We start from the raw sequence: 22,788 nt of genomic DNA on the forward strand, positions 1-22,788 counted from the left end.
TTATAGTATACCAAAATTTTAATAATTTGTAAAAAAAATAGAGGTGCCGACTAAATGGCACGAAAAACTATTTATCCGCCGGCTCTGTTACCCTTTCTTCTGTTTTTATGATATCTTCGACTTCTTTAACGGATGGTAGATCGCCCAACCCTTTAAGATTAAAAACCTCCAAAAAATGGTTGGTTGTCTTATAAATTAACGGCCTTTCGATGATATCCTTTCTGCCAGTTACCCTAACAAGATTCTTTTCTATCAAAAATTTTTTTATACCTCAAGAATCTACTCCTCTTATCATATCTATTTTACTCTTGATAACAGGTTGTTTATACGCCATTATAGATAACGTTTCCAACTGCGGTTTCGTAAATATTTGGGGCATTTACCTTTAAAAATTCAGAAATTACCCCATAACACTCAGGTTTTGTCTTGAAACTATAATTGTCATTATTAACCGATAAATATATCCCGTAACCTATGTCCCCGTTAAATCTACTCTTTATAAACTCCGTAGCCTTTAATATCATTATCTTCTTTTGTTTATAACTATTCAATTAGACAGGATTCATCTTGTGTGCTACATTGCCGTATTCTTTATCTTTTTTTCTGTTCCTTTTTTTAACGGTCACGCTAAAAATTTCGCAGATCCTATCCATTGAAATCGGCTCATCCGATACAAATATAACGGCCTCTACCGCTGGAGCAAGAGCATTGATATCTTCAAAATAATTACATAACGAGTTTAATAAAACCATGATAAAAAGGATGCGAGAAACACAAGAAAACCGCGCAGAGCACCTACCGTAACCAAAATCTGCAACGATTATTTAACAATTATCTATAATAAAGCCCGACATTTAACGCATCAAACCAGTTCAAAAACTTATTAACCATATCCTTACCCTTAAAAATAAGACCATGTTGCGGCATTATAACCTCAACATCAAGCTTGGAGATCAATCCAAACCTTGGGCTCGTTCGAAGGCATCCATCTCTTGCGGAAATACTCCATATACTTAGTGTGTGCGTCAAAATCCCTGACGAATACATCCGGCTTCTTTTGCCTTTCGGGTCTTCTCTTGGAACAAGTGCGGCTCCGATATCGCCGGAAAAAAGTATCTTAGAAACAGGATCGTATAGGTTTAACTGTCCCGGGGAATGCAAATAATGCGCAGGGATTATGTCAAAGGCATAATCATCCGTCATATTGAATTTCATGCCTGCATCCTCAATCATTATCATATTTTCCGGCCTTGCCCCCTATAATGGGATATAAACGTACTCCAAATCCTATCAATCAAGATCTTGGTATCCGTAATAGAAAGCCATAACGCTAATGTCGAAACCACATCAGTCCTGATAGGAATGGTGGCGGTGCAGGGAATCGAACCCCGGACACTACGGATATGAGCCGTATGCTCTAACCGACTGAGCTACACCGCCGACTATATAATATATAACATATTATTGTAATAGATAAAATTCTAATTTTCAATCTTATAAATTGCTATGTAGCTTTTGGGTTTAGTAAACATAGAGCCAGGGGTTTCGACTATTCCGTCAGATAGATAAAGGCCATTACCTTCCTTAAAAATAGAAAATCCGGCACTGTAACCGGTTACCGGCTTTATCTCCCAACGAGGATAAAACCCCACTTTATTCCAAGTAAGACTAAATATAGAGTTTTTGATATAATAATTAAGGTTATGCAGAGAAGCTGCCTGCTTATAATTCTTTAAAACAATAATTTCTAATTTACCATTATGATATAATCCATCAATTTGCGCAGGAATATTATATATCAACCCATCGGCATATGTCGAACTCAAATCTCCTCCAAAAGACGAGACACTAACCTGCAAGGGAGACCCTCCGTACGTCTTCTGACCGGTATAAATCGTTTTCCCTTTGTTATCTATAATCATTAAGTTTCCTGAATTAGATAATGCCAAAAGATAATTCTTACCGTTTCCTTTAATATTTCCGTAAACCGTTCCGTAGAGCGTTATGTTATTATAAAAAGTAAGCCGTCGTGTTTTTATCAATGTATCCGTACTGTTATTAAACCGATATACATAAGTTTTACCGCCAAATTGACCTATGGGATAACCATTCTGTCCTATAACGTAATCATTGAAATACCTGCCTGACGGACTTACTGAAATGGGGTTTTGGCCTACAATAACATTTCCTAAACCGGGTAAATCCATGACCCTTAAAAATATATTATAGTTTTTAGTTAATTTTACAAGACTATCGTTCTTATAAACCAACATATAAGATATTATCATACCAAGTTTCGCCTTGGTAATGATTAATGCCCGATGATCTTTGGAAATCCTATAAAATCCAACATATATGACATTACTCCTTGGAGATAATTCATGCTGCGCCAATTTGGTCAGTTTTCCGCTAATAGATAAATTATATAAAATAATTCTATGTCTCGTTGCTATAACGGTCTGAATCCCCTTAGATAAAAATTTACCTGTGCTTATAGCTTGTATTATATATTCTTTAACTGCTGTCCTAACGAGTCCATCGTCACCCTTGGCAAACTGCTTTATAAACATACTTCCGCCAACAACCTCAGGCACACTGACTGTCGTCTTATTTTTAAGCAAAAAAATCTTCGGCGGATGCATGGAAACAATTTTCTTTTTTAAAATGTTAGAGAGCCTATTTATATCATTGACGATAAATTTACTTCCAAGTGCTTGAATACTATTTCTATAAATTATTTTATCCCTAACGACACTAAATATGTTAGATTGCAGGATAAAGGTATCCCCTATCTTAATGATCCTTCCAAAAATTAAGTAATTGATTTTAAAATGCTTAGATAATTTTAAAAAATCTTTTGATGAAAAATTTATATTATTGCCCTTGATGTATGAAACGAGATCGGGATATCTCACTATTCGAATATCGTTAGAGGCTAAACTTGAAGACAGAAGCAAAGGAATACTGCGTGCAATATATGAATATTTTTTATTATGCGTAGAAACAATTTTATAAGGCATTATTCCGATATTCACATACGCAAAAGCATTTTTTTTAAATATAAAAATCAAAGATAGAAAGATAAATATAAAGATAAAAAAACTCTTATTTTTTATTATTTTAAACAAATATATTCTCCATATAAAATCATTTAAACTTCTTTCATTTTTAAAAAAAAATCATATTTTTTTTTATTATGTTTATTCTTAACATAATAAAAAAAAATTGTCAAATCAGTATGCCACCTTTAATCACTATATTACTTCAATATCAATATAATTTTATAAAATTAATATAAATTTTTATTAAGGAATGACCGTAAAATATATAATAAACAGCGGCGAGTGAAAGAAAGGGTCCAAACGGTATTTTAAAATCGTAACTCACGGTTTTAGCGTTCGTCAATTTTTGAAATACAAAGAATAACATAAATCCGACTAACGCGAAAATAGAACCGACGAAAATTGTAAATATTGCCCCGATCAGTCCCAAATAAGAGCCTATTCCAGCAATTAGCTTTATATCCCCCCCTCCAAGTCCTTCTTTTTTTTTAACGGTTTCATAAAAAAAAGCTATAAAGTAAAAAAATAATCCAGGTATTATAAACCCATATAAAGAAAACATTATGGGTTTATGCAATAAAAAAATATTTGCGACAAACCCAGAAACTATTAATAAAATATTTAGAATATCCGGAATAATTCTATGGAATAAGTCTATAAAAGCTATGGAAATGATAATTATTATAAAAAAGGCAAAAGTAAAAAAATAATTTAACTGTCCCCATATATAATCCCTAAAATAGCCTATGTTAAATTCATTAATATGTAAAAGAAAATACGAATAATAAAAATATTTCAAAAACAGCAAATATAGCAATACACCAGTTAAAAATTCCACTATAGGGTATAATGGCGAAATTCTACTTCCGCATTCTCTACATTTACCTACTAAAATTACATAACTTAAAATCGGAATATTATCGTAAAATTTAATTCTTGCCCCGCAACTCGGACAAGTTGAAGACGGATATATTATCGAAAGGCTTCTTGGTAATCTATATATAATAACATTTATAAAACTACCTATAGATAATCCAAACAAAAATACAAATACAGAAAAGAAAAGAAAAAAACGATAGGAAAATAGAGTCTGAATTAAAACTATATTTTTATAGTCCATAATGGCTAAATAGATATTAAAAAAATACCCCAAACAACATGTATAACATGTTTGGGGTAAATAAATCCGGTAACGACCTACTCTCTCACGCAGCTACCCGCGCAATACCATCGGCGCAATAGGGCTTAACTTCCGTGTTCGGAATGGGAACGGGTATTTCTCCTATGCTATAGTTACCGAAAACTTGTCTATAAATAATCGAATGCAAACTAAGCAAATTAGTCTAAGTATCAATGGCTTATATGTAATGATTAAGTCTCACGATCTATTAGTATCAGTAAGCTAAACATATTGCTATGCTTACACACCTGACCTATCAACCTCATAGTCTATGAGGGATCTTTAGCTGTGTTACCACAGGGGATATCTTTTCTTAGGGGGGGCTTCCCACTTAGATGCTTTCAGCGGTTATCCCTTCCGAACATAGCTACCCAGCCATTACCACTGGCGTGATAACTGGAACACCAGAGGTTCGTCCATCCCGGTCCTCTCGTACTAGGGACAGCTCCCTTCAAATATCCTACGCCCACAACAGATAGGGACCGAACTGTCTCACGACGTTCTAAACCCAGCTCGCGTACCACTTTAATTGGCGAACAGCCAAACCCTTGGGACCTGCTACAGCCCCAGGATGTGATGAGCCGACATCGAGGTGCCAAACCTCCTCGTCGATATGAGCTCTTGGAGGAGATAAGCCTGTTATCCCCAGCGTACCTTTTATTCGTTGAGCGATGGCCCTCCCATGAGGAACCACCGGATCACTAAGACCTACTTTCGTACCTGCTCGACCCGTCAGTCTCGCAGTCAAGCTCCCTTATGCCTTTGCACTCTACAGCTGATTTCCAATCAGCTTGAGGGAACCTTAGCGCGCCTCCGTTACTCTTTAGGAGGCGACCGCCCCAGTCAAACTACCCACCAGGCATTGTCCTAAATCCGGATTACGGATTATAGTTAGAAACACAGAAAGATAAGGGTGGTATTTCAAGGTTGACTCCACCGAAGCTAGCGCCACGGTTTCTTAGTCTCCCACCTATCCTACACATATCGCCCCGAATTTCAATGCCAAGCTATAGTAAAGGTGCATGGGGTCTTTCCGTCTAGTTGCGGGTAACCGGCATCTTCACCGGTATTTCAATTTCGCTGAGCCTCTGGTTGAGACAGCGCGGAAGTCGTTACGCCATTCGTGCAGGTCGGAACTTACCCGACAAGGAATTTCGCTACCTTAGGACCGTTATAGTTACGGCCGCCGTTTACCGGGGCTTCAGTTCAAAGCTTCATGCCAAAGCATTAACCTCTCCCTTTAACCTTCCGGCACCGGGCAGGCGTCAGTCCCTATACTTCGTCTTGCGACTTTGCAGAGACCTGTGTTTTTAGTAAACAGTCGCTACCGCCATTTTATTGAAGCCTATAAAAGCTTACTGAGTAAATCATTCACTAATATAGGCACACCTTATCCCTAAGTTACGGTGTCAATTTGCCGAGTTCCTTAACCAGAGTTATCTCAAGCGCCTTAGGATGCTCTCCCAGTCTACCTGTGTCGGTTTGCGGTACGATTACAATATTAACTCGCTACGAGGATTTTCTTGACAGTATGGAATTGATTGGTTTATGAGACTTTCGCCTCTCCTATTCGCACCTTGAACTTAAAATACCCGGATTTTCCAAAGTATAATTCTACATGCTTAAACCTGCTATTCCGTCAGCAGGACAACCTATCCTTCTGCGTCCCCCCTTCGCTAATAACGCTAATATTGCAGTACGGGAATATTAACCCGTTTTCCATTATCTACGCCTTTCGGCCTCGACTTAGGGATCGACTAACCCTGAGAGGATTAACCTTGCTCAGGAAACCTTAGACTTACGGCGAATATGTTTTTCACATATTTTCTCGCTACTTATGTCAGCATACTCACTTCCGATTCCTCCAACAGTCCTTTCGATCTGTCTTCAGCGGTTGTCGGAATGCTCCTCTACCCCATGTATTCACATACATAGTCGCAGCTTCGGTATCATGCTTAGCCCCGATACATTTTCGGCGCAGATTCACTTGACCAGTGAGCTATTACGCTTTCTTTTAAGGATGGCTGCTTCTAAGCCAACCTCCTGGTTGTCAATGCGCTTCCACATCCTTTTCCACTTAGCATGAATTTTGGGACCTTAGCTGGCGATCTGGGTTGTTTCCCTTTCGACCACGGAAGTTATCTCCCGCAGTCTGACTCCCGTAATTACATAATTGGTATTCGGAGTTTGATTGAGTTTGGTAGTCCGGTAAGACCCCTAGCTCATCCAGTGCTCTACCCCCAATTACTAACTTACGAGGCTATACCTAAATATATTTCGAGGAGAACCAGCTATCTCCAAGTTTGATTGGCCTTTCACCCCCATCCACAGCTCATCACCTAACTTTTCAACGTTAGTGTGTTCGGACCTTCACAGGATCTTACTCCTGCTTCATCCTGGCCATGGATAGATCACTTGGCTTCGGGTCTATTACATATAACTAAATCGCCCTATTAAGACTCGCTTTCGCTACGGCTCCACCATTAACGGCTTAACCTTGCTATACATAATAACTCGCTGACTCATTATACAAAAGGCACGCAGTCGCTCTGTCCATTATTACTAATAAACATAGAGCTTCTACTGGTTGTAGACATATGGTTTCAGGTACTATTTCATTCCCCTCTCGGGGTGCTTTTCACCTTTCCCTCACGGTACTAGTTCACTATCGGTCATCCGGTAATATTTAGTCTTCGAAGATGGTCCTCCGTAATTCCCGCAAAATTTCACGTGTTCCGCGGTACTCGAGAATACTCTAAGGAGATTAACTCATTTCGCTTACGGGATTATCACCCACTATGATCAACCTTTCCAGATTGTTCAGCTATAAATTAATTTTGTAACTCCTTTAGGTCTCTGCAAAACCCATAAAAGTATCTCACGACCCCCTATATAAAACGCTTGCAGGCTATAATTATATAAGGTTTAGACTATTTTCCATTTCGCTCGCCGCTACTAAGGAAATCACTATTGTTTTCTCTTCCTGAGGGTACTTAGATGTTTCAGTTCCCCTCGTTCACCTTTATTATCTATGTATTCAATAATAAATGCCGAAATTTTATCTCGGCGGGTTTCCCCATTCAGAAATCACTGGCTCATAGCTTGTTAGGCAGCTCCCCAATGCTTATCGCAGCTAACCACGTCTTTCATCGCTTCCGGATACCAAGGCATCCACCATACGCCCTTAGTAACTTAATCTATACTTAAAACATTCGCCTTGATCCTAATTACTAATTGCTTAATTCACATTCAATTTTCAAAGAGCAAATAAAAACCTAACCGGTACTATTCTCATAAACTTAATGGTGGAGGTGAACGGAATCGAACCGATGACCTCCTGCGTGCAAAGCAGGCGCTCTACCATCTGAGCTACACCCCCTCTATTCACAAACCACATATTTATTGGTGGGCCTATCTGGATTCGAACCAGAGACCCCACGCTTATCAGGCGTGTGCTCTAACCACCTGAGCTATAGGCCCATAAGCCTAATAACCGGTATTTCAAAACTAAACAGCACATTTTACTCCTTTAAAAGGAGGTGATCCAGCCACAGGTTCCCCTACGGCTACCTTGTTACGACTTCACCCCAATTACCGGCAACACCTTAAGCATTAGCCTCTCTTTCGAGTTAGCGTCACGATTTCTAGTATTGCAGACTTTCGTGGTGTGACGGGCGGTGTGTACAAGGCCCGGGAACGTATTCACCGCAGCATGCTGATCTGCGATTACTAGCGATTCCGACTTCATGAAGTCGAGTTGCAGACTTCAATCCGAACTGAGATCTACTTTTTGGGATTTGCTTGTTTTCGCAAACTTGCTTCCCTTTGTATAGACCATTGTAGCACGTGTGTAGCCCTGGATATAAAGGCCATGAGGACTTGACGTCATCCCCACCTTCCTTCGGTTTATCACCGACAGTTCCTTTAGAGTGCCCAACTAAATGATGGCAACTAAAAGTAAGGGTTGCGCTCGTTGCGGGACTTAACCCAACATCTCACGACACGAGCTGACGACAGCCATGCAGCACCTGTCTCTCTGTTTCCTTACGGAAAAAGCTAAATTTCTTTAATTGTCAGAGGATGTCAAACCCAGGTAAGGTTCTTCGCGTTGCGTCGAATTAAACCACATGCTCCACCGCTTGTGCGGGCCCCCGTCAATTTCTTTGAGTTTTAATCTTGCGACCGTACTCCCCAGGCGGAACACTTAATGCGTTAGCTTGAGCACAGAAAGAAAAAATCCCCCTATACTTAGTGTTCATCGTTTACAGCGTGGACTACCAGGGTATCTAATCCTGTTTGCTCCCCACGCTTTCGCGCCTCAGCGTCAGAAATGGCCCAGAAAGTCGCCTTCGCCACCGGTGTTCTTCCTAATATCTACGAATTTCACCTCTACACTAGGAATTCCGCTTTCCCCTACCACTCTCTAGCTTAACAGTTTTAAGTGCACTTTTCAGGTTGAGCCTGAAGATTTCACACCTAACTTGTTATGCCGCCTACACGCCCTTTACGCCCAGTAATTCCGAACAACGCTTGCACCCCCCGTCTTACCGCGGCTGCTGGCACGGAGTTAGCCGGTGCTTTCTCTAATAATACCGTCAATCCCACATTGTATTAGAATATGGGAATTTCTTCTTATTTAACAGAGCTTTACAACCCGAAGACCTTCATCACTCACGCGGCGTTGCTGCGTCAGGGTTTCCCCCATTGCGCAATATTCCCCACTGCTGCCTCCCGTAGGAGTCTGGACCGTGTTTCAGTTCCAGTGTGGCTGATCATCCTCTCAGACCAGCTAACCATCTTTGTCTTGGTAGGCCATTACCTTACCAACTAACTAATGGTCCATAGGCTCATTTATAAGTGATAGCATTGTGAAGAGGCCACCTTTGATACTCTATCTTTTGATAGAGTATATTATCCGGCATTAGCAGTCCTTTCGAACTGTTATTCCGATCTTATAAGTAGATTACCTATGTATTACTCACCCGTTCGCCACTTTACTCGTCCATTGCTGAACTTTCACGTACGACTTGCATGTGTTAGGCACGCCGCCAGCGTTTGTTCTGAGCCAGAATCAAACTCTCTATAACAATAAAATATGTTAGAAATTAACTATTTTTTTTTTAATGCGTGCTGTTTAGTTCTCAAAGACCGATCTTCTGTAGCAGGCTTTCTTAATACCTTAACTCGAAGTGTTTAAGTAGTATATTACTATGCAACATCATTGTCAAGCTTTTTTTTAATAATTTTATATATTTTTTTCTTACCTACTTTTAGCACGAATTCATTGATGTTTTTTGGAATTGCATAGGTATTGATATCAACTTTAGATTCTCTAATATCTTTATCCTTAGTTTCGAAATATATTTTAACCGCTCCCTGTTTAATTAATCTTTTCGCTTCACTATTACTTGAAACGGCATTTATGCTATTTAAAAATGAGATAATAACTTCCGTTGGAACCAATAAGGATGGAATGTCATTAAGTAGCCATTTGCTACCGGTTATAAATTTCTCGTAATCTTTACTATTAAGTTCTATAGTGTTTATATCTTCAGGATTAACTTTTTTTTGATATTTGTCCACAAAATATTTTTGAGCTTTATCGGCAGAAGATTTACCCCAATATCTTTCAACGATTTCTAATGCGAGCATTTTCTTTGCCGTTATTGGATTCAAACCTTCATTTATATCTCTTTTTAATTCTGCCAGCACTTTATTAGAAACCAAACTTAAAAGCTCATAATATTTGATCATCATTTCATCCGATATCGACATTATTTTGCCGAACATTTCATTCGGTTCATCTGACATCCCTATATGATTGCCCAAGGATTTACTCATCTTATTTTTTCCATCAAGTCCTTCAAGCAAAGGCATAGTCATGATAACTTGAGGGGTTAACCCAAAGCTTTTCATTAGCTCTCTGCCTACGATAAGATTAAATTTTTGGTCATTCCCGCCTATTTCGATATCTGACTTAAGAAATAAAGAATCAAAGCCTTGAAGTAATGGATAGATAAACTCATGTATAGCGATCGGCCTATTATCTTTATATCTCTTTTCAAAATCATCTTTTTCAAGCATTCTTCTAACCGTATAATTTGAGGAAACCATAATAAACTCGTCCAATTTTATATTGGACAACCACCAACTGTTAAAAAGAATCGCAGTTTTTTCCGGTTTTAATATTTTAAATGCCTGACGCTTATAATCTATAGAGTTTTTTAAGACATTTTCTTTTGATAAAGATTTCCTCGTTTCGGACTTTCCGGTAGGATCGCCTATCATTGCGGTAAAATCTCCGATAATAAAAAATACGATATGCCCGTATTCTTGAAAAACCCTAAGCTTATTTAGTAGAACGGCATGTCCCAAATGAATGACTGGAGACGTAGGATCAAAACCTGCCTTAATTTTTAACGGAATATTATTGTTTAACGAATACGACAATTTTTTATAGAGCTCGTCTTCTTTTATAATCTCGACACTCCCTCTTCTTATAGCATCCATCTGTTCTTTAATCGCGCTTTCTATTCCGTGCTTTATATTGTCCATATAGATCTAATCTGTATTAACATAAATTTTTTCAATACTACTATTCGATTTTATTTTTTTATCTACGGTTACGCAAACAGCATTTAAAATAATATTTTTTTCTTCTGGAACAAATTTTTCGGGCATTCCGGTAAGATATTTTCTTATCGCAACATCCTTGTTGGTTCCAATAACGGAATACTTTGAACCTACCATTCCTACATCCGTTATATAAGCAGTACCTTTAGGTAGTATTGTGTTGTCGTTGGTCTGAACATGCGTGTGTGTCCCCAATAGCGCCGATATCTCGCCATCTAAGTATAATGCAAGAGCTTCTTTTTCGGATGTTGCCTCTGCATGAAAATCTACAACTATCACATCCACCTCATCATGAATTTCCTCGATTATATCTTTAGCAATCTTAAATGGAGACTCGGTAAATCCCTTCATGAAGACTCTCCCTTCGAGATTTATAACACCTATCTTTCTTTTTAATTTGGAATCGAAAACACCGTATCCTTTTCCGGGAGTCAAAAGAGAATAGTTTGCGGGTCGCAAAAGTTTTGAATGAACATTAATATACGGAATTATAGATTTTTGGTCCCATATATGATTACCGGTAGTAAGAACATCTATGCCTAAATCAAATAAAAACTCTGCAATATCCGGTGTGATCCCCATCCCATGAGCTGCGTTCTCTCCGTTCGCTATTATAAATTCCGGTTTAAATTTATCAATCAACCTATTTATGAGCATCTTAACGGTTAATCTACCCGGTTTTCCTATGATGTCTCCTATAAAAAGGATTTTTATATCATCATCTAGCAAATTCAGTTGCCCTCGTTTCCCTGATGACCGTCACTTTTATCTGTCCCGGATATTGAAGCGTAGACTCCACCTTTTTAGCAATATCCTTCGACAGCATGACGGAATCTTCATCCGTTATTTTCTGACTTTGAACTATTACCCTAATTTCTCTCCCTGCCTGGATAACATAGCTCTTAGCAACACCGCTAAATGAATTAGCTATTGATTCAAGACCCTCTAATCTCTTCACGTAGGTTTCAAACATTTCTTTCCTAGCACCGGGCCTTGCAGCACTCAAAGCGTCGGCTGCGGAAACTAAAACAGCCAGAACGCTATTGGGTTCCTCATCGAAATGATGCGCCGCTATAGCATGTACCACTTTTGGGGATTCGCCAAATTTTTTCGCCAAGTCGGCACCTATAATAGCGTGGGATCCTTCAACCTCATGATCGACAGCTTTGCCAATATCGTGCAAAAGACCTGATCTTTTAGCCTGTTTAACATTGATATTGAGCTCCGATGCCATTATCCCACAAAGAAAAGCAACTTCCACGGAATGGTTATAAACATTCTGGGAATAACTCGTTCTATATTTTAATCTCCCTAAAAGCTTAAGGAGCTCCGGATGAATACCATGAATCCCTATATCGAATGTAGCCTGTTCACCAGCCTCCTTCATTGTCCTATTGAGTTCTTCCTCTACCTTGCCGACTACTTCTTCGATTCTAGCTGGATGAATTCTACCATCTACTATCAATCTTTCCAAAGAAAGTCGAGCTATTTCCCTTTTGATAGGATTAAAAGATGATAAAATTACTGCCTCCGGAGTTTCATCAATTATTAAATCAACACCGGTTGCCGATTCCAATGCTCTAATATTTCTACCCTCTCTCCCTATTATTCTGCCCTTCATGTCATCGCTGGGAAGTTGAACTAATGATATGGATTTTTCGGCTACATAATCGCCCGCATAACGCTGAATGGCCATTGCTATAATTTCTTTTGCCTTCCTATCTGCCGTTTCTTTTGTATCATCTTCTATCCTTTTAATTGCTTTTGCAGACTCATGCTTTGCCTCTTCAGTTATCGAATTTATTAATGTGTTCTTTGCTTCTAAAGATGTCATGCCGGATACTTTCTCTAATTCTAAGATCCTTTCCTTAAGTTTTTCATCGGCAATTTTCTCTTTTTCTACAACTGCCTTTTCCGATTGAGCTAATATCCTCTCTCTCCTCATAAAATCATTTTCTTTTCTTTCTATTAAGGATATCCTCTTTTCTATATTATCTTCTTTTATCGACAATCTTTTTCCTAATTGGTTTAATTCTTGTTTATGCGCACGAATTTCTTCGTCCGCAATCTCCTTTAGTCTTATTACCTCGGTTTTGACACTTAATATTGCTTCCTTCTTAATTTCTCCCGCTTTTTTTTCTGCTTCATTTATTATAGAATTAGCCTTTGATAATGCATTATTCGATGATTTTTTATCAATAATATATTTAACAAAAACCCCCCCAATAAAAAACACGACCGAAAAAATAATTACTATACCGGTTAAAAAATATTCAGCCATCTATATCTCTCCTTAATTATTACAATATTACCTAAATCTCGGTAAATTATTTACCTTATGCATTCCTTTTTCCGTAAGTATATAATCCATCTTTATATCATGACTATTCTGCTCTATAACGTCACTGAAAATTAGCTGAAATTCATAACACACGCCTATAAATAAAGATTCCTCGGCTTTTGCCAATATTCCGTCATAACAGCCCTTACCGTAACCTACCCTGTTTCCCGACATATCAAATGCTAACCCAGGTATAAAAAAGACTTCAATTTCTTTCACATCGGTAGCAAAATCGCTTTTAGGACACGATATGCCAAAATAATCTTTCTGCATACAATTAATATCATCTATTTTATTAAAGTAAACATCATCGTAGTTTTTACATACCGGCAGAAAGATATCAATAGCCCTAACATTATTAAGAGCTACCATATACTCAATCCTTACTTCATTCTTAATGCTCATATAAATCGCAGCATTTTTAAATGAATTGATTGCTATATAATCATAAGCAATTTTGGTAATATTCAAGCTGCAAGTCATAATTGACGGCTCGCTTAATCTATTCCGCTTATCTTTCATCGTATTCCTTATGGCATTTTTTTTAATCATCTTTCAACACATTATTCTATACAAATAATAAAAATAAGGGGATAAAAGGGAGTAAATGCAGCGAAAGATACCACCACGTTGCACAGAAAACCCCGCTTGTGCCGAAGAAGTTTTAAAATTAGACCTATTAAAAATAGGTGGTAATCGTGTATCCTATTGATAAAAAATCAAAGTTTCTATGCTTCTTTACCAAAAGGACAGTGACAATCCCTTTCTATCCAACTGTTGGGTCAATTTTAAAAACCCGACATCGAACACCGCAGGGTATTCCGTAAACCAAACCATAATTGTATCTATGAAGATTTAGCTATATAATTATAGACATTGTTAACCTTATCCAAAACCCTTTTACTTTCATTATTAACTTCTATTTTATCGGACATAAAGTCGTCTGCTATATTAAGTGCAGTCAAAACGGCAACATTAAAAGAATCTACCGACTTAGTTCCTTCCCTCACCTCGTCTGCTTTGGCATTCACATACGATGCAAGTCGTTCTAAGTATCTTTTATCTTTGTCGCTACTTATAACAAACTTATGATTCATTATCATAAGTTCAACAAGATCACTCATAACTGTATCGTCTCTAAATCATTTAATATACTATCGATCTTTTTTATTACGATATCGTTTCCGGCTTCATTTTGCAATATTTTATCTTTTAACTCGTTGATCTCATCATCTTTAGTTTTAACCTCCGTTAAAAGTTTATCTCGTTCCATCTTTATTCTTTCAAATGACTCTTTGATTAAAATAATCCTTTCTTCTATAGCATTGAGATTGTCAATATCCATCTTTTGAGACTCCAAAAATAATTCATTCATAAATTTAAAATAAATACATTGTTTATTTATATTATGCCGAGGTATAAAGATGAGCATACGGCCTTGCGCTCGAAGGTACAATTTTATAAAAAGGCTTGTCTGTAATTTGTCCTCGGGGAATATTAAAACTATCAGAATACTCAATTAAATATTTTTTTAAAAAAGCCATGTCATCTTTGTCGGCTTCATAGAGTTCAACTTCCTTTGAGTATTTAGAAAAATCTATCTTTTTTCTAAGATATATTGTACCCCCATGCATACCAGTAGCAAAGTATTCGCCGTAAAATTCATCTGAGTTGTTATCGTTAAGCCCTAATAGAACTATAATCCCTCCCGCCATGTACTCTGCAAAAAAACTTCCAACCTTTCCTCCAATGATTATAATGGGAAGTTGCTCATCATATCCCTTCATATGTATTCCTATTCTATATCCGGCATCACCTAAGATATAAATTCTTCCCCCTCTCATACCGTAGCCTACAACATCTCCGGCATCACCCTTAACTAATATTTTACCAGCATTCATAGTATTACCTATATTATCTTGAACATTATTATTAACAATTAACGTCGGTCCATCCATAAAAGCCCCCAGATCATTACCAGGAACGCCGTTTATGGTAATAACGACATCATCCCCTTTAATTCCATCGCCGATATAATACTGTCCATTAACGTTTTCAAGAAAAAATTTCTTTATACCCCTTTTTATCCCTTCTTTTATTAGTATGTTGAGTTCCTTATAATGCATACCGGCAGCGTCTATCGTTATCATATGCTACTTAATCCTCCCTCTATATTTTAATTTAATACAAGTTGTATTCATTATTATATATATCAAGATTAAAACCCTGCATGTTTAATTCCAAGAACTTTTAACTCTGTATCGGTTAGTTCAACGCCCCTCAGTCTTTCTCTAGATCCCCTCAGACTCTCAATGGAATTCACCCCCATAGCACCCAAAACCTCTTGGATTTCATGACTCCATGCTGAAATAAGATTGTATAATTTTTCCCCATAAACTTCAGGATCAAGCCTTCTGACAAGCTCCGGCCTCTGCGTCGTGATCCCCCAGCTGCAATTTCCGGTATTACACTTACCGCAAACATGACATCCCATTACTACAAGAGCGGCCGTTCCTATTGCGATAGCGTCTGCTCCCAGAGCTATAGCCTTTATCGCATCGGCACTAGATCTAATACTCCCTGCCGCAATTATCGACGCCTCATTTCTAATCCCTTCATTTCTAAGTCTTTCATCTACTTGAGCAAGAGCAAGTTCAATGGGTATTCCCACATGATTTTTTATTATATTAGGTGCCGCCCCGGTGCCGCCGCTATAACCGTCAATATAAACAATATCTGCTCCCGCTCTAACAATTCCGCTTACTATGGCCGCTATATTATGCACGGCTGCTACTTTAACAGAAATTGGTTTTTCATAATCGGTAGCTTCTTTTATAGCGAAAATAAGTTGCCGTAAATCTTCTATAGAATATACATCATGATGGGGAGCAGGTGAAATAGCATCAGTTCCGACAGGAATCATTCGCGTTCTTGATATATCCACCCCTATTTTTTCACCGGGTAAATGACCTCCTATCCCTGGCTTAGCACCCTGTCCTATTTTTATTTCCACAGCAATTCCACTATTCAAATAATCCCTATGTACGCCAAATCTTCCGGAAGCCACTTGAACTATAATATTTTTGCCAAATGGGACTAAATCATTGTGCAATCCTCCTTCGCCCGTATTCATAATTATACCTAACGCCCTAGCGGCCAAAGCCATAGCCTTTTGCGCATTTAGCGAGATAGAGCCGTAAGACATCGCGCCAAAAACAAACGGAGTCTGTAATTCTATTTGCGGAGGCATTTTAGTTTTTAAAATCGGTTCGTCATTTTCGTCAAACTCAATATCTAATTTAGAAGGTTTCTTACCTAGATAAGTCCTCAGCTCCATAGGCTCTCTTAATGGGTCTATAGAAGGATTTGTGACCTGGCAAGCATCTAAAAGTATATGGTCAAAATATTTTTTATATTTAAAAGTCGTTCCCATCCCTGAGATAAGAATGCCGCCGGTTTCCGATTGCCTCCATATATCCTTCATGAGACCGTCTTTCCAGTTTGCATTTTCTCGAACAACAGTAGGATTTTTAATAATCGAAATGGCTCCCTCCGGACAATATGTGTAGCATCTTCCGCAAGCTACGCACTTATTATGTTCGGAGATAATTTTATCGCCGCCAAAACTATATGTCCCCCATCCGCAATTTTGAATACACCTCTTACATCTAACGCATTTATTGTGGTCTATCAGGGCTAAATATTCGGATTGTATATTGGAAAATGAAGATTTTGTCATAAACTAACCAACCCTCCTTTTTGCAATATTGGTTCTTCGAATTCAACCATAACCGGCTCTCCAGCTTTAGGTGACCATACCGAATCAGGGGAAGGACACACCGCTCTTATTGCGGCCTCCTCTGATGCCACATAAGTAAAATAACCCATAGTAGCGGCGATAAGAGGCCTGAGCTTTATCCTGTCATTCATTGCAATCATACCGTTAGAATAACAAAATACGATAGCAAACGGACCGTTTAAGAGTGCGCTGCCGTAAATCTGTCGCAAAGCAGTTAATAGTTCTTTTTTATTTTTATCCATTTTATCGATATTATGATAGAAAGGAGAGGCTAATACCATAACGGCTAACCGGACCGGAATACCATGTTTTCTTATAAGAAGATCAAGAATATACGTAATAACCTCAGTGTCAGTCTTAAGCGAGAGGTTATATTTATACATTTCAAGATATCTTTTGTTTATACCGTAAGAAGATATCTCTCCATTATGCACAACCGACCAATCCAGCAATGTAAACGGGTGTGCTCCGCCCCACCATCCCGGAGTATTTGTAGGAAAACGATTGTGAGCCGTCCACATATAACCCTCTATCTCTTCTAACCTATAAAAATCCGCAATATCTTCCGGATAACCAACCCCCTTAAAGGCACCCATGTTTTTCCCGCTTGAAAAAACATATGCCCCGTTATAATTCTGGTTAATCAACATAACGCTGTTAACGACAAAATCATCATCACCGAGTTCATGAAACAGTTTATCTTGTCTATCGGACTTGGGTTTTATAAAATAACGATGCAAATATGGGTGATCGTAAATTTTAGAAGTCTTAAAAGTCGGTATAGGTTCTTCTTTTTCGATAATAAAGTTATTCTTAAGATATTCTTCTACATCTTTTTTTGCCGATAAATTATCGTACATTATATGAAATGCATATAATTCGGCATAATCGGGATAATTTCCGTAAACGGCAAATCCTCCCCCTAGCCCGTTCCCTCTATCATGCTCTATAGATATAGCCTTTTTAATATCGCTGCCATTCGTTTTAATTTTTTTAGAATTTATGATACCGCACAATCCGCATCCTGAAATATCCCTTTCAAGACTAAACTCATTTTTTAACTTAAGCACGTTAACCCCTATGTCTTTTGTTTAACAGATTTTACATTATCAATCATTAATTTAAATATAACATATACGCATTTTTTAAACAATATTTGTCGTTTATTGATTCTCTTGAACCTTATATATACTACACCCATGCCTATGTCGTCAATGGGTATTAAAGAAAATTTATAACCTCCGTAAAAAATAGGAGTAAAAATATATTCGCCTACAAAGGAAGTTTATATTTAGTTCCTTTAAAACTTCGGCATAAATTATAGCATTAGATCTCGAAGTTATTTTTTTGTTCGTAATTCCAAGCTTTAGACTCAGACTTATTTATTTTGATATATTTATTTTATCCCTTTTTTTATTTATTACTCACCTGATAGATGAATATAATTAGCGATAATTATATCACTGAAAAATATGTAACTAAAAAGATTTTGCCGTTTTGGTTAAGTTTCTATCAACAAATTATGAATTTATAGAATATTTTCATCTATTATTCTTTTAAATTCAGTATCAACACCTTTTTTTATAGGTGGAAGACCTAATTTTTTACGCATCCTCTCCTGAGGGGCACCGAATTTTAAAGTTTTAAAGAAAAGTTCTTCTGCCTTCTTAACCGTAGGCGGACCAACATCATTTTTTATTGCAAGATTTTTAAGTGTCGTAAGGACGGTCTCCCAGCTATAACTTTGAGGACATAACTCAGAGCATGTATGGCATTCCAAGCATTCCCACACAATCTTTGAAGACATCGCCCTTTCGACGTCATTATCTAAAACCATTTTTATGACCAAAGGAGGATTGTAGGATTCAAAGGATAAACTCATCGGACAATCATTCTTGCATGCGCAACAATTATAACATCTGACTAAAGAATCTCTATCCAAAACAACAGAATAATCAGCTATAGCCTTAATACCTTTAAACTTCTTTATAAACTTCCCTGCTTTTATTTTATGCTGAGATATGAGTTCTTCCGCACCGTCTATGCCGAAAGCCAAACACATGAGCTCTTCCAGCGTAATAACCGGGATTTGACGATCAAGCCTTTTTTTTAAGAGCATAAATTGATTTGTATCGAACTGCGTAAAACATGAAGGGCAAACCGTAGATATTGCATCAGCATCACTCTCTTTAATAGAATTCAACTTTATCTCGGTCATGACCAATGCCTTATCATGTTCGTCAACTCTATCCAATGCCTGCCCGCAACACATCATTTTATCTTTATAATTTACTACGGTGGCACCGAGTGCTTTTAAAACATTGTCATATTTGCGCGGCTCAAAAGGAGAATCAAAATTTATTGCATGAGAAGGTCTAACTAAATGACATCCGTAGTGTATTGCGATATTTAAATTCTTAAGGGGATATTTAACGTTTGCCTTGATTTTGTCGAGTCCGATATCATCATGAAGAAATTCTATAAAATGATATATTGAAGATTTGCCGGAAAAATTTAGACCAACCCTCTCTAAAGTTTGATTCAGCCTTTTTTGATACACAGGATTGGAAATAACCTTTGCCTTTATTTGTTTCAGATTAGAATAGCAACCTGTACATACCGACATTATATCGGTATTTTCATTTTCAGCAAGCGCAATATTTCTGATTCCGGTTAAATAGAAAAGTGTTTCGTCTATATTCTTCACCAACGATTTTTCAGGACAGCAAGTGAATGAATCGATATCCCTATATTTTACCTTTAATTTGTCAAGCACCAATCTCGTTGCTTTTTCCATAAAAGGAAACTTGGCTTGTATAGTGCAACCCCAAAAAAAAGCATATTGTTTATTCATATTTATATTTTTTTATTGTATATTATATATATAACAGAAAACTATCCTTCATAGTATAAAATATATTTAAAAAAAATTCAATTTTAAAGTGTGCTTTATTTTACATCATGAATATTTCAAAACAAATTCCGCCGATAGATTCATTAATAGATTTAGATTATGATAAATCGTTCTCTTCTTCTCATATACCGGTTGCAATAAAAGGGGTGAGAGGCGAAGTAATTTATATGAACGAATATGCAAAAATACTTTCTAAAAATTCTAATAATTCGATATTTGTTTCATATAATGAAGAATCATCCGATGATGTAATCAAAATAAACGAACTTGGATTTATATCCGTAGATAAAAAAATAGAATTAAGAACAGAAAACGGCACTATAGAAGAAAGATTTTTTCATATAGAAAGCATAACCCTTTTAAATAAATTCGGACTTTTCTACGGAACCTTATTCATCTTTCAAGATTTGACTTCCTTGGTTAATTTTATCATAAACAACAAATTCAATTCAAACAATAGGGTTTACGATGAAATAACGGGGATGTTTTTAAAAAACCAGTTTACGGACATATTTTCAAGAGAGACCGAGAGGGCTACGAGGTACGGTTCTACGCTGACCGTCTCTGTATTTTACTTTGAAAATCTACTTTTTTTCGGACAAACGTTTGGGGATGAAAAATTAAATCAGGTGCTTAAATTTATAGGTATTTATTTTAAGCAAAAGTTTAGAAAAACCGATATTTTTTTTAGAATGGATTTTAATAATTTTATGAGTATTTTTCCTCATACATATTATGAGAATGCCTATAATAAATTTAAGAAAATGAAAAGCGACTTTGCAGAACTATTGAGATTCCAAGACAGCATAAAACCGGTTTTAAAATACGGCATTTCGGAGTTAAATTTAAAAAAACATTATAAAAACTATGATTTGTTAATAGAGGAAGCAAAAATAGACCTAAAAAGCAGGAAAAACTAACTATCCAATAAATATACCGGACACACTTTTCAAATATTTATATAAAGAAATTATAGAAAATATTATGCTGATAAAAATAAGAACAAGCCCTATATCTTCAAAATTAAGGTAAAAATTATCATAGTAAACAAGAAGGAAAAATATCCCGAACATTTGAAACGCAGTTTTCCATTTACCTTCTCTTCCCGCCGAAAGAACAACTCCTTCTTCGCTTGCAATGGCCCTTAAACCCATGATAAATACCTCCCTGAATACAATTATGACTACTATCCATGCAGGAATTCTTTTTAATGGTATAAGCATTATAAGAATGGTTATAACAAGAAGTTTATCGGCTAGAGGATCCAAAAAAATACCAAAATTAGTCACTATATTCTTTTTTCTCGCTATATAACCGTCTATAAAATCTGTTAAAACCGCAATTACAAAAAAAATAGAAGCATATATGCCATAAAATTCTTCTTTAAAAAAAAGTAAAAAAAATATTACTGGTATGATTAAAATTCTTGAAATAGTTAAGATGTTAGGGGTATTGTATATTTGTTTTTTATTTTGCACTTTTGCTATATCTCTTATAATAATGCATTACTTCGTCAATATAATTATGAGTCTCATTATACGGAGGTATTCCATTGTATTTAGTTACAGCTTTACTGCCGGCATTATAAGCGGCAAGAGCTAACGGTATATTTCCTCCATACTTTACAATAAGACTTTTTAAATATTCCGTACCTCCGTAAATGTTTTGATATGGATTAAACGGTTTTAATACATTAAATAACTTTTGTGTTTTAGGCATAAGTTGCATAAGACCTTCTGCGCCTTTATCCGAAACTGCATGAATATTAAACCCAGATTCTGCCTTAATAACCGCCTCTATCAAATTTTGACTTACTTTATATTTTTTTGAAGCCTTAAGTATTATTTTATCATACGCAACACTACTATAATTTTTAATATTATTTTTCTTGCGTCTAGTCCGCATATAAAGCTTGTATCCACTTGAGACCGGAATATTCGAAAAATAAATAGTTCCGTTTTCGCCCACGCGCATATAAATATCGGCGGAGACAGTCTTTATGTCGCTTAGGTTTATCGTAAAACCACTAATAAAAACCGCTAATAAAAAAATAAATAAATTTAATCTCATAGTCCTTCACGCAACAAAGCATTAATTGCCGACGCAGCAGAGGAACTTCCGCCGATATTTCCAAAATTACCTATAGAGCTATAAAAACTATCCTCATGTAATATTATTTTTGATTCTGCCGCACCTACAAGACCAACCGGCATGGCTATGATCAAGGAAGGCTTATAGTTTACAGTCTTATAAAGACGCTTGCATAGATCCATCGTTTCTATCAGGGCAGTAGGTGCATTGCCTATCACGATTACATTCGGTAATATTTGCGAAATAGCTGCTCTTATAGAAAGAGCCGACTTTGTCGCATCGCTATCGTCTGTTTTATAATTTGCGCCAATATAACAGTTTAAGTCTAATAGTATATTTTTATTAACATTCTTGCTAATACCGGCTTTTGTCATTTCCGAATCGCATACTATTTTTAAAGGTTCTTTCCTGAAAGCCTTTTCCCTAATGAGTTCAATCCCTTTTTCAGCCGAATCGTTGGTGAAGAAAATAGTTTCTGCATAACGCATATCACTTGTGGCATGGATGACCCTTTTTACAACAGATTTCTCGGCTTTAGAATAAGTCTTGCTAAAATAACGATTATCTTTTAGAAGAGAATCTATTATTGCAATACTCTTTTTATAAATTTCTTCGCCCTTACCTATATTATTGCTTGTTGAATCGTTAAAATTCATTATTTTATTATATCCGATAAATTTTGTATAATTCCATTAAATACATGCAAGTGTTATAATTATCATAGAAAAACACATATACGATAAAATTTATCATATTTTACTGATTAAA

At 36.6% G+C, this 22,788-nt stretch carries 19 protein-coding genes, 3 tRNA genes, 3 rRNA genes, 1 other RNA gene and 1 pseudogene; 1 reads left to right on the forward strand and 26 read right to left on the reverse strand.

The annotated features are described in order from the left end of the window. Window positions 1-67 precede the first annotated feature (67 nt). From scpB to ACMCNP_RS01285, 23 genes and pseudogenes are all read right to left on the reverse strand, one after another. Window positions 68-379 (reverse strand): annotated as a pseudogene (gene scpB / locus ACMCNP_RS01175) (SMC-Scp complex subunit ScpB). Next, window positions 324-551: a hypothetical protein gene (locus ACMCNP_RS01180; protein WP_419314396.1), complete on the reverse strand. Its 228-nt coding sequence runs from the start codon at window positions 549-551 to the stop codon at window positions 324-326. The pseudogene scpB and the gene ACMCNP_RS01180 overlap by 56 nt, the downstream one beginning before the upstream one ends. Beyond that, window positions 552-752, reverse strand: coding sequence for a hypothetical protein (locus ACMCNP_RS01185; protein WP_419312702.1), 201 nt, complete (start codon window positions 750-752; stop codon window positions 552-554). A gap of 79 nt (window positions 753-831) precedes the next feature. Continuing rightward, window positions 832-1,239 carry an oxygen-binding di-iron domain-containing protein gene (locus ACMCNP_RS01190; RefSeq protein ID WP_419312704.1) on the reverse strand — a complete coding sequence of 136 codons (408 nt, stop codon included), beginning with the start codon at window positions 1,237-1,239 and terminating at the stop codon, window positions 832-834. Between the two features lie 124 nt (window positions 1,240-1,363). After that, window positions 1,364-1,440 (reverse strand) — tRNA-Met (locus ACMCNP_RS01195). A gap of 41 nt (window positions 1,441-1,481) precedes the next feature. Then, window positions 1,482-3,128, reverse strand: a complete 1,647-nt coding sequence (locus ACMCNP_RS01200; protein WP_419312706.1) for a hypothetical protein — start codon at window positions 3,126-3,128, stop codon at window positions 1,482-1,484. A gap of 142 nt (window positions 3,129-3,270) precedes the next feature. Further along, window positions 3,271-4,104 carry a prepilin peptidase gene (locus ACMCNP_RS01205; RefSeq protein ID WP_419312708.1) on the reverse strand — a complete coding sequence of 278 codons (834 nt, stop codon included), beginning with the start codon at window positions 4,102-4,104 and terminating at the stop codon, window positions 3,271-3,273. Between the two features lie 142 nt (window positions 4,105-4,246). Next, window positions 4,247-4,363, reverse strand: a 5S ribosomal RNA gene (gene rrf, locus ACMCNP_RS01210). 66 nt (window positions 4,364-4,429) lie between these two features. After that, a 23S ribosomal RNA gene (locus ACMCNP_RS01215) occupies window positions 4,430-7,440 on the reverse strand. Window positions 7,441-7,545: 105 nt separating this feature from the next. Continuing rightward, a tRNA-Ala gene (locus ACMCNP_RS01220) sits at window positions 7,546-7,621 on the reverse strand. Window positions 7,622-7,645: 24 nt separating this feature from the next. After that, window positions 7,646-7,722, reverse strand: a tRNA-Ile gene (locus ACMCNP_RS01225). Between the two features lie 52 nt (window positions 7,723-7,774). Beyond that, window positions 7,775-9,329: ribosomal RNA gene (locus tag ACMCNP_RS01230) — 16S ribosomal RNA — on the reverse strand. The 16S, 23S and 5S rRNA genes sit together here with 2 tRNA genes alongside, the layout of an rRNA operon. Before the next feature lie 121 nt (window positions 9,330-9,450). Further along, complete coding sequence (tyrS, locus tag ACMCNP_RS01235; RefSeq protein WP_419312711.1) at window positions 9,451-10,797, reverse strand: tyrosine--tRNA ligase; 1,347 nt, start codon at window positions 10,795-10,797, stop codon at window positions 9,451-9,453. Between the two features lie 6 nt (window positions 10,798-10,803). After that, a complete protein-coding gene (locus ACMCNP_RS01240; RefSeq protein WP_419312713.1) occupies window positions 10,804-11,604 on the reverse strand; it encodes a TIGR00282 family metallophosphoesterase in 801 nt (266 codons plus the stop codon). After that, complete coding sequence (gene rny / locus ACMCNP_RS01245) at window positions 11,594-13,156, reverse strand: ribonuclease Y (RefSeq protein ID WP_419312716.1); 1,563 nt, start codon at window positions 13,154-13,156, stop codon at window positions 11,594-11,596. Before rny ends, ACMCNP_RS01240 begins: the two co-directional genes overlap by 11 nt. A 27-nt stretch (window positions 13,157-13,183) precedes the next feature. Further along, window positions 13,184-13,768: a 5-formyltetrahydrofolate cyclo-ligase gene (locus ACMCNP_RS01250; protein WP_419312719.1), complete on the reverse strand. Its 585-nt coding sequence runs from the start codon at window positions 13,766-13,768 to the stop codon at window positions 13,184-13,186. 85 nt (window positions 13,769-13,853) lie between these two features. Further along, window positions 13,854-14,037, reverse strand: a non-coding RNA gene (ssrS, locus tag ACMCNP_RS01255) — 6S RNA. A gap of 24 nt (window positions 14,038-14,061) precedes the next feature. Continuing rightward, window positions 14,062-14,340 carry a cell division protein ZapA gene (locus ACMCNP_RS01260; protein ID WP_419312722.1) on the reverse strand — a complete coding sequence of 93 codons (279 nt, stop codon included), beginning with the start codon at window positions 14,338-14,340 and terminating at the stop codon, window positions 14,062-14,064. Further along, a complete protein-coding gene (locus ACMCNP_RS01265; protein WP_419312725.1) occupies window positions 14,337-14,561 on the reverse strand; it encodes a hypothetical protein in 225 nt (74 codons plus the stop codon). Before ACMCNP_RS01265 ends, ACMCNP_RS01260 begins: the two co-directional genes overlap by 4 nt. 61 nt (window positions 14,562-14,622) lie before the next feature. Then, window positions 14,623-15,366 (reverse strand): GltB/FmdC/FwdC-like GXGXG domain-containing protein, encoded by a 744-nt coding sequence (locus tag ACMCNP_RS01270; RefSeq protein ID WP_419312728.1) that lies wholly within the window; start codon window positions 15,364-15,366, stop codon window positions 14,623-14,625. 68 nt (window positions 15,367-15,434) lie between these two features. Then, window positions 15,435-16,955, reverse strand: coding sequence for a glutamate synthase-related protein (locus ACMCNP_RS01275; RefSeq protein ID WP_419312731.1), 1,521 nt, complete (start codon window positions 16,953-16,955; stop codon window positions 15,435-15,437). Further along, a complete protein-coding gene (locus ACMCNP_RS01280; RefSeq protein ID WP_419312734.1) occupies window positions 16,952-18,085 on the reverse strand; it encodes a class II glutamine amidotransferase in 1,134 nt (377 codons plus the stop codon). Before ACMCNP_RS01280 ends, ACMCNP_RS01275 begins: the two co-directional genes overlap by 4 nt. 458 nt (window positions 18,086-18,543) lie before the next feature. Continuing rightward, entirely contained in the window at window positions 18,544-19,869 is a 1,326-nt protein-coding gene (locus ACMCNP_RS01285) for a heterodisulfide reductase-related iron-sulfur binding cluster (RefSeq protein ID WP_419312737.1), read from the reverse strand. Between the two features lie 107 nt (window positions 19,870-19,976). Here ACMCNP_RS01285 and ACMCNP_RS01290 point away from each other — a divergent pair, with 107 nt between their 5' ends. Continuing rightward, window positions 19,977-20,849, forward strand: coding sequence for a diguanylate cyclase domain-containing protein (locus ACMCNP_RS01290; protein ID WP_419312740.1), 873 nt, complete (start codon window positions 19,977-19,979; stop codon window positions 20,847-20,849). On the opposite strand, the gene pgsA is transcribed toward ACMCNP_RS01290, so the two are convergent. The 3 genes from pgsA to ACMCNP_RS01305 are packed head-to-tail and all read right to left on the reverse strand — an operon-like array spanning window position 20,850 to window position 22,676. Then, a complete protein-coding gene (pgsA, locus tag ACMCNP_RS01295; RefSeq protein ID WP_419312743.1) occupies window positions 20,850-21,407 on the reverse strand; it encodes a CDP-diacylglycerol--glycerol-3-phosphate 3-phosphatidyltransferase in 558 nt (185 codons plus the stop codon). Then, on the reverse strand, window positions 21,397-21,999 hold the full coding sequence (locus tag ACMCNP_RS01300) for a lytic transglycosylase domain-containing protein (protein ID WP_419312746.1): 603 nt from the start codon (window positions 21,997-21,999) through the stop codon (window positions 21,397-21,399). The genes pgsA and ACMCNP_RS01300 overlap by 11 nt, the downstream gene beginning before the upstream one ends. Further along, entirely contained in the window at window positions 21,996-22,676 is a 681-nt protein-coding gene (locus tag ACMCNP_RS01305; RefSeq protein ID WP_419312749.1) for a precorrin-8X methylmutase, read from the reverse strand. Before ACMCNP_RS01305 ends, ACMCNP_RS01300 begins: the two co-directional genes overlap by 4 nt. Window positions 22,677-22,788 lie beyond the last annotated feature (112 nt).

The organism is Candidatus Acidulodesulfobacterium sp. H_13 (genome assembly GCF_048541835.1).
GTDB lineage: Bacteria > SZUA-79 > SZUA-79 > Acidulodesulfobacterales > Acidulodesulfobacteraceae > QIJE01.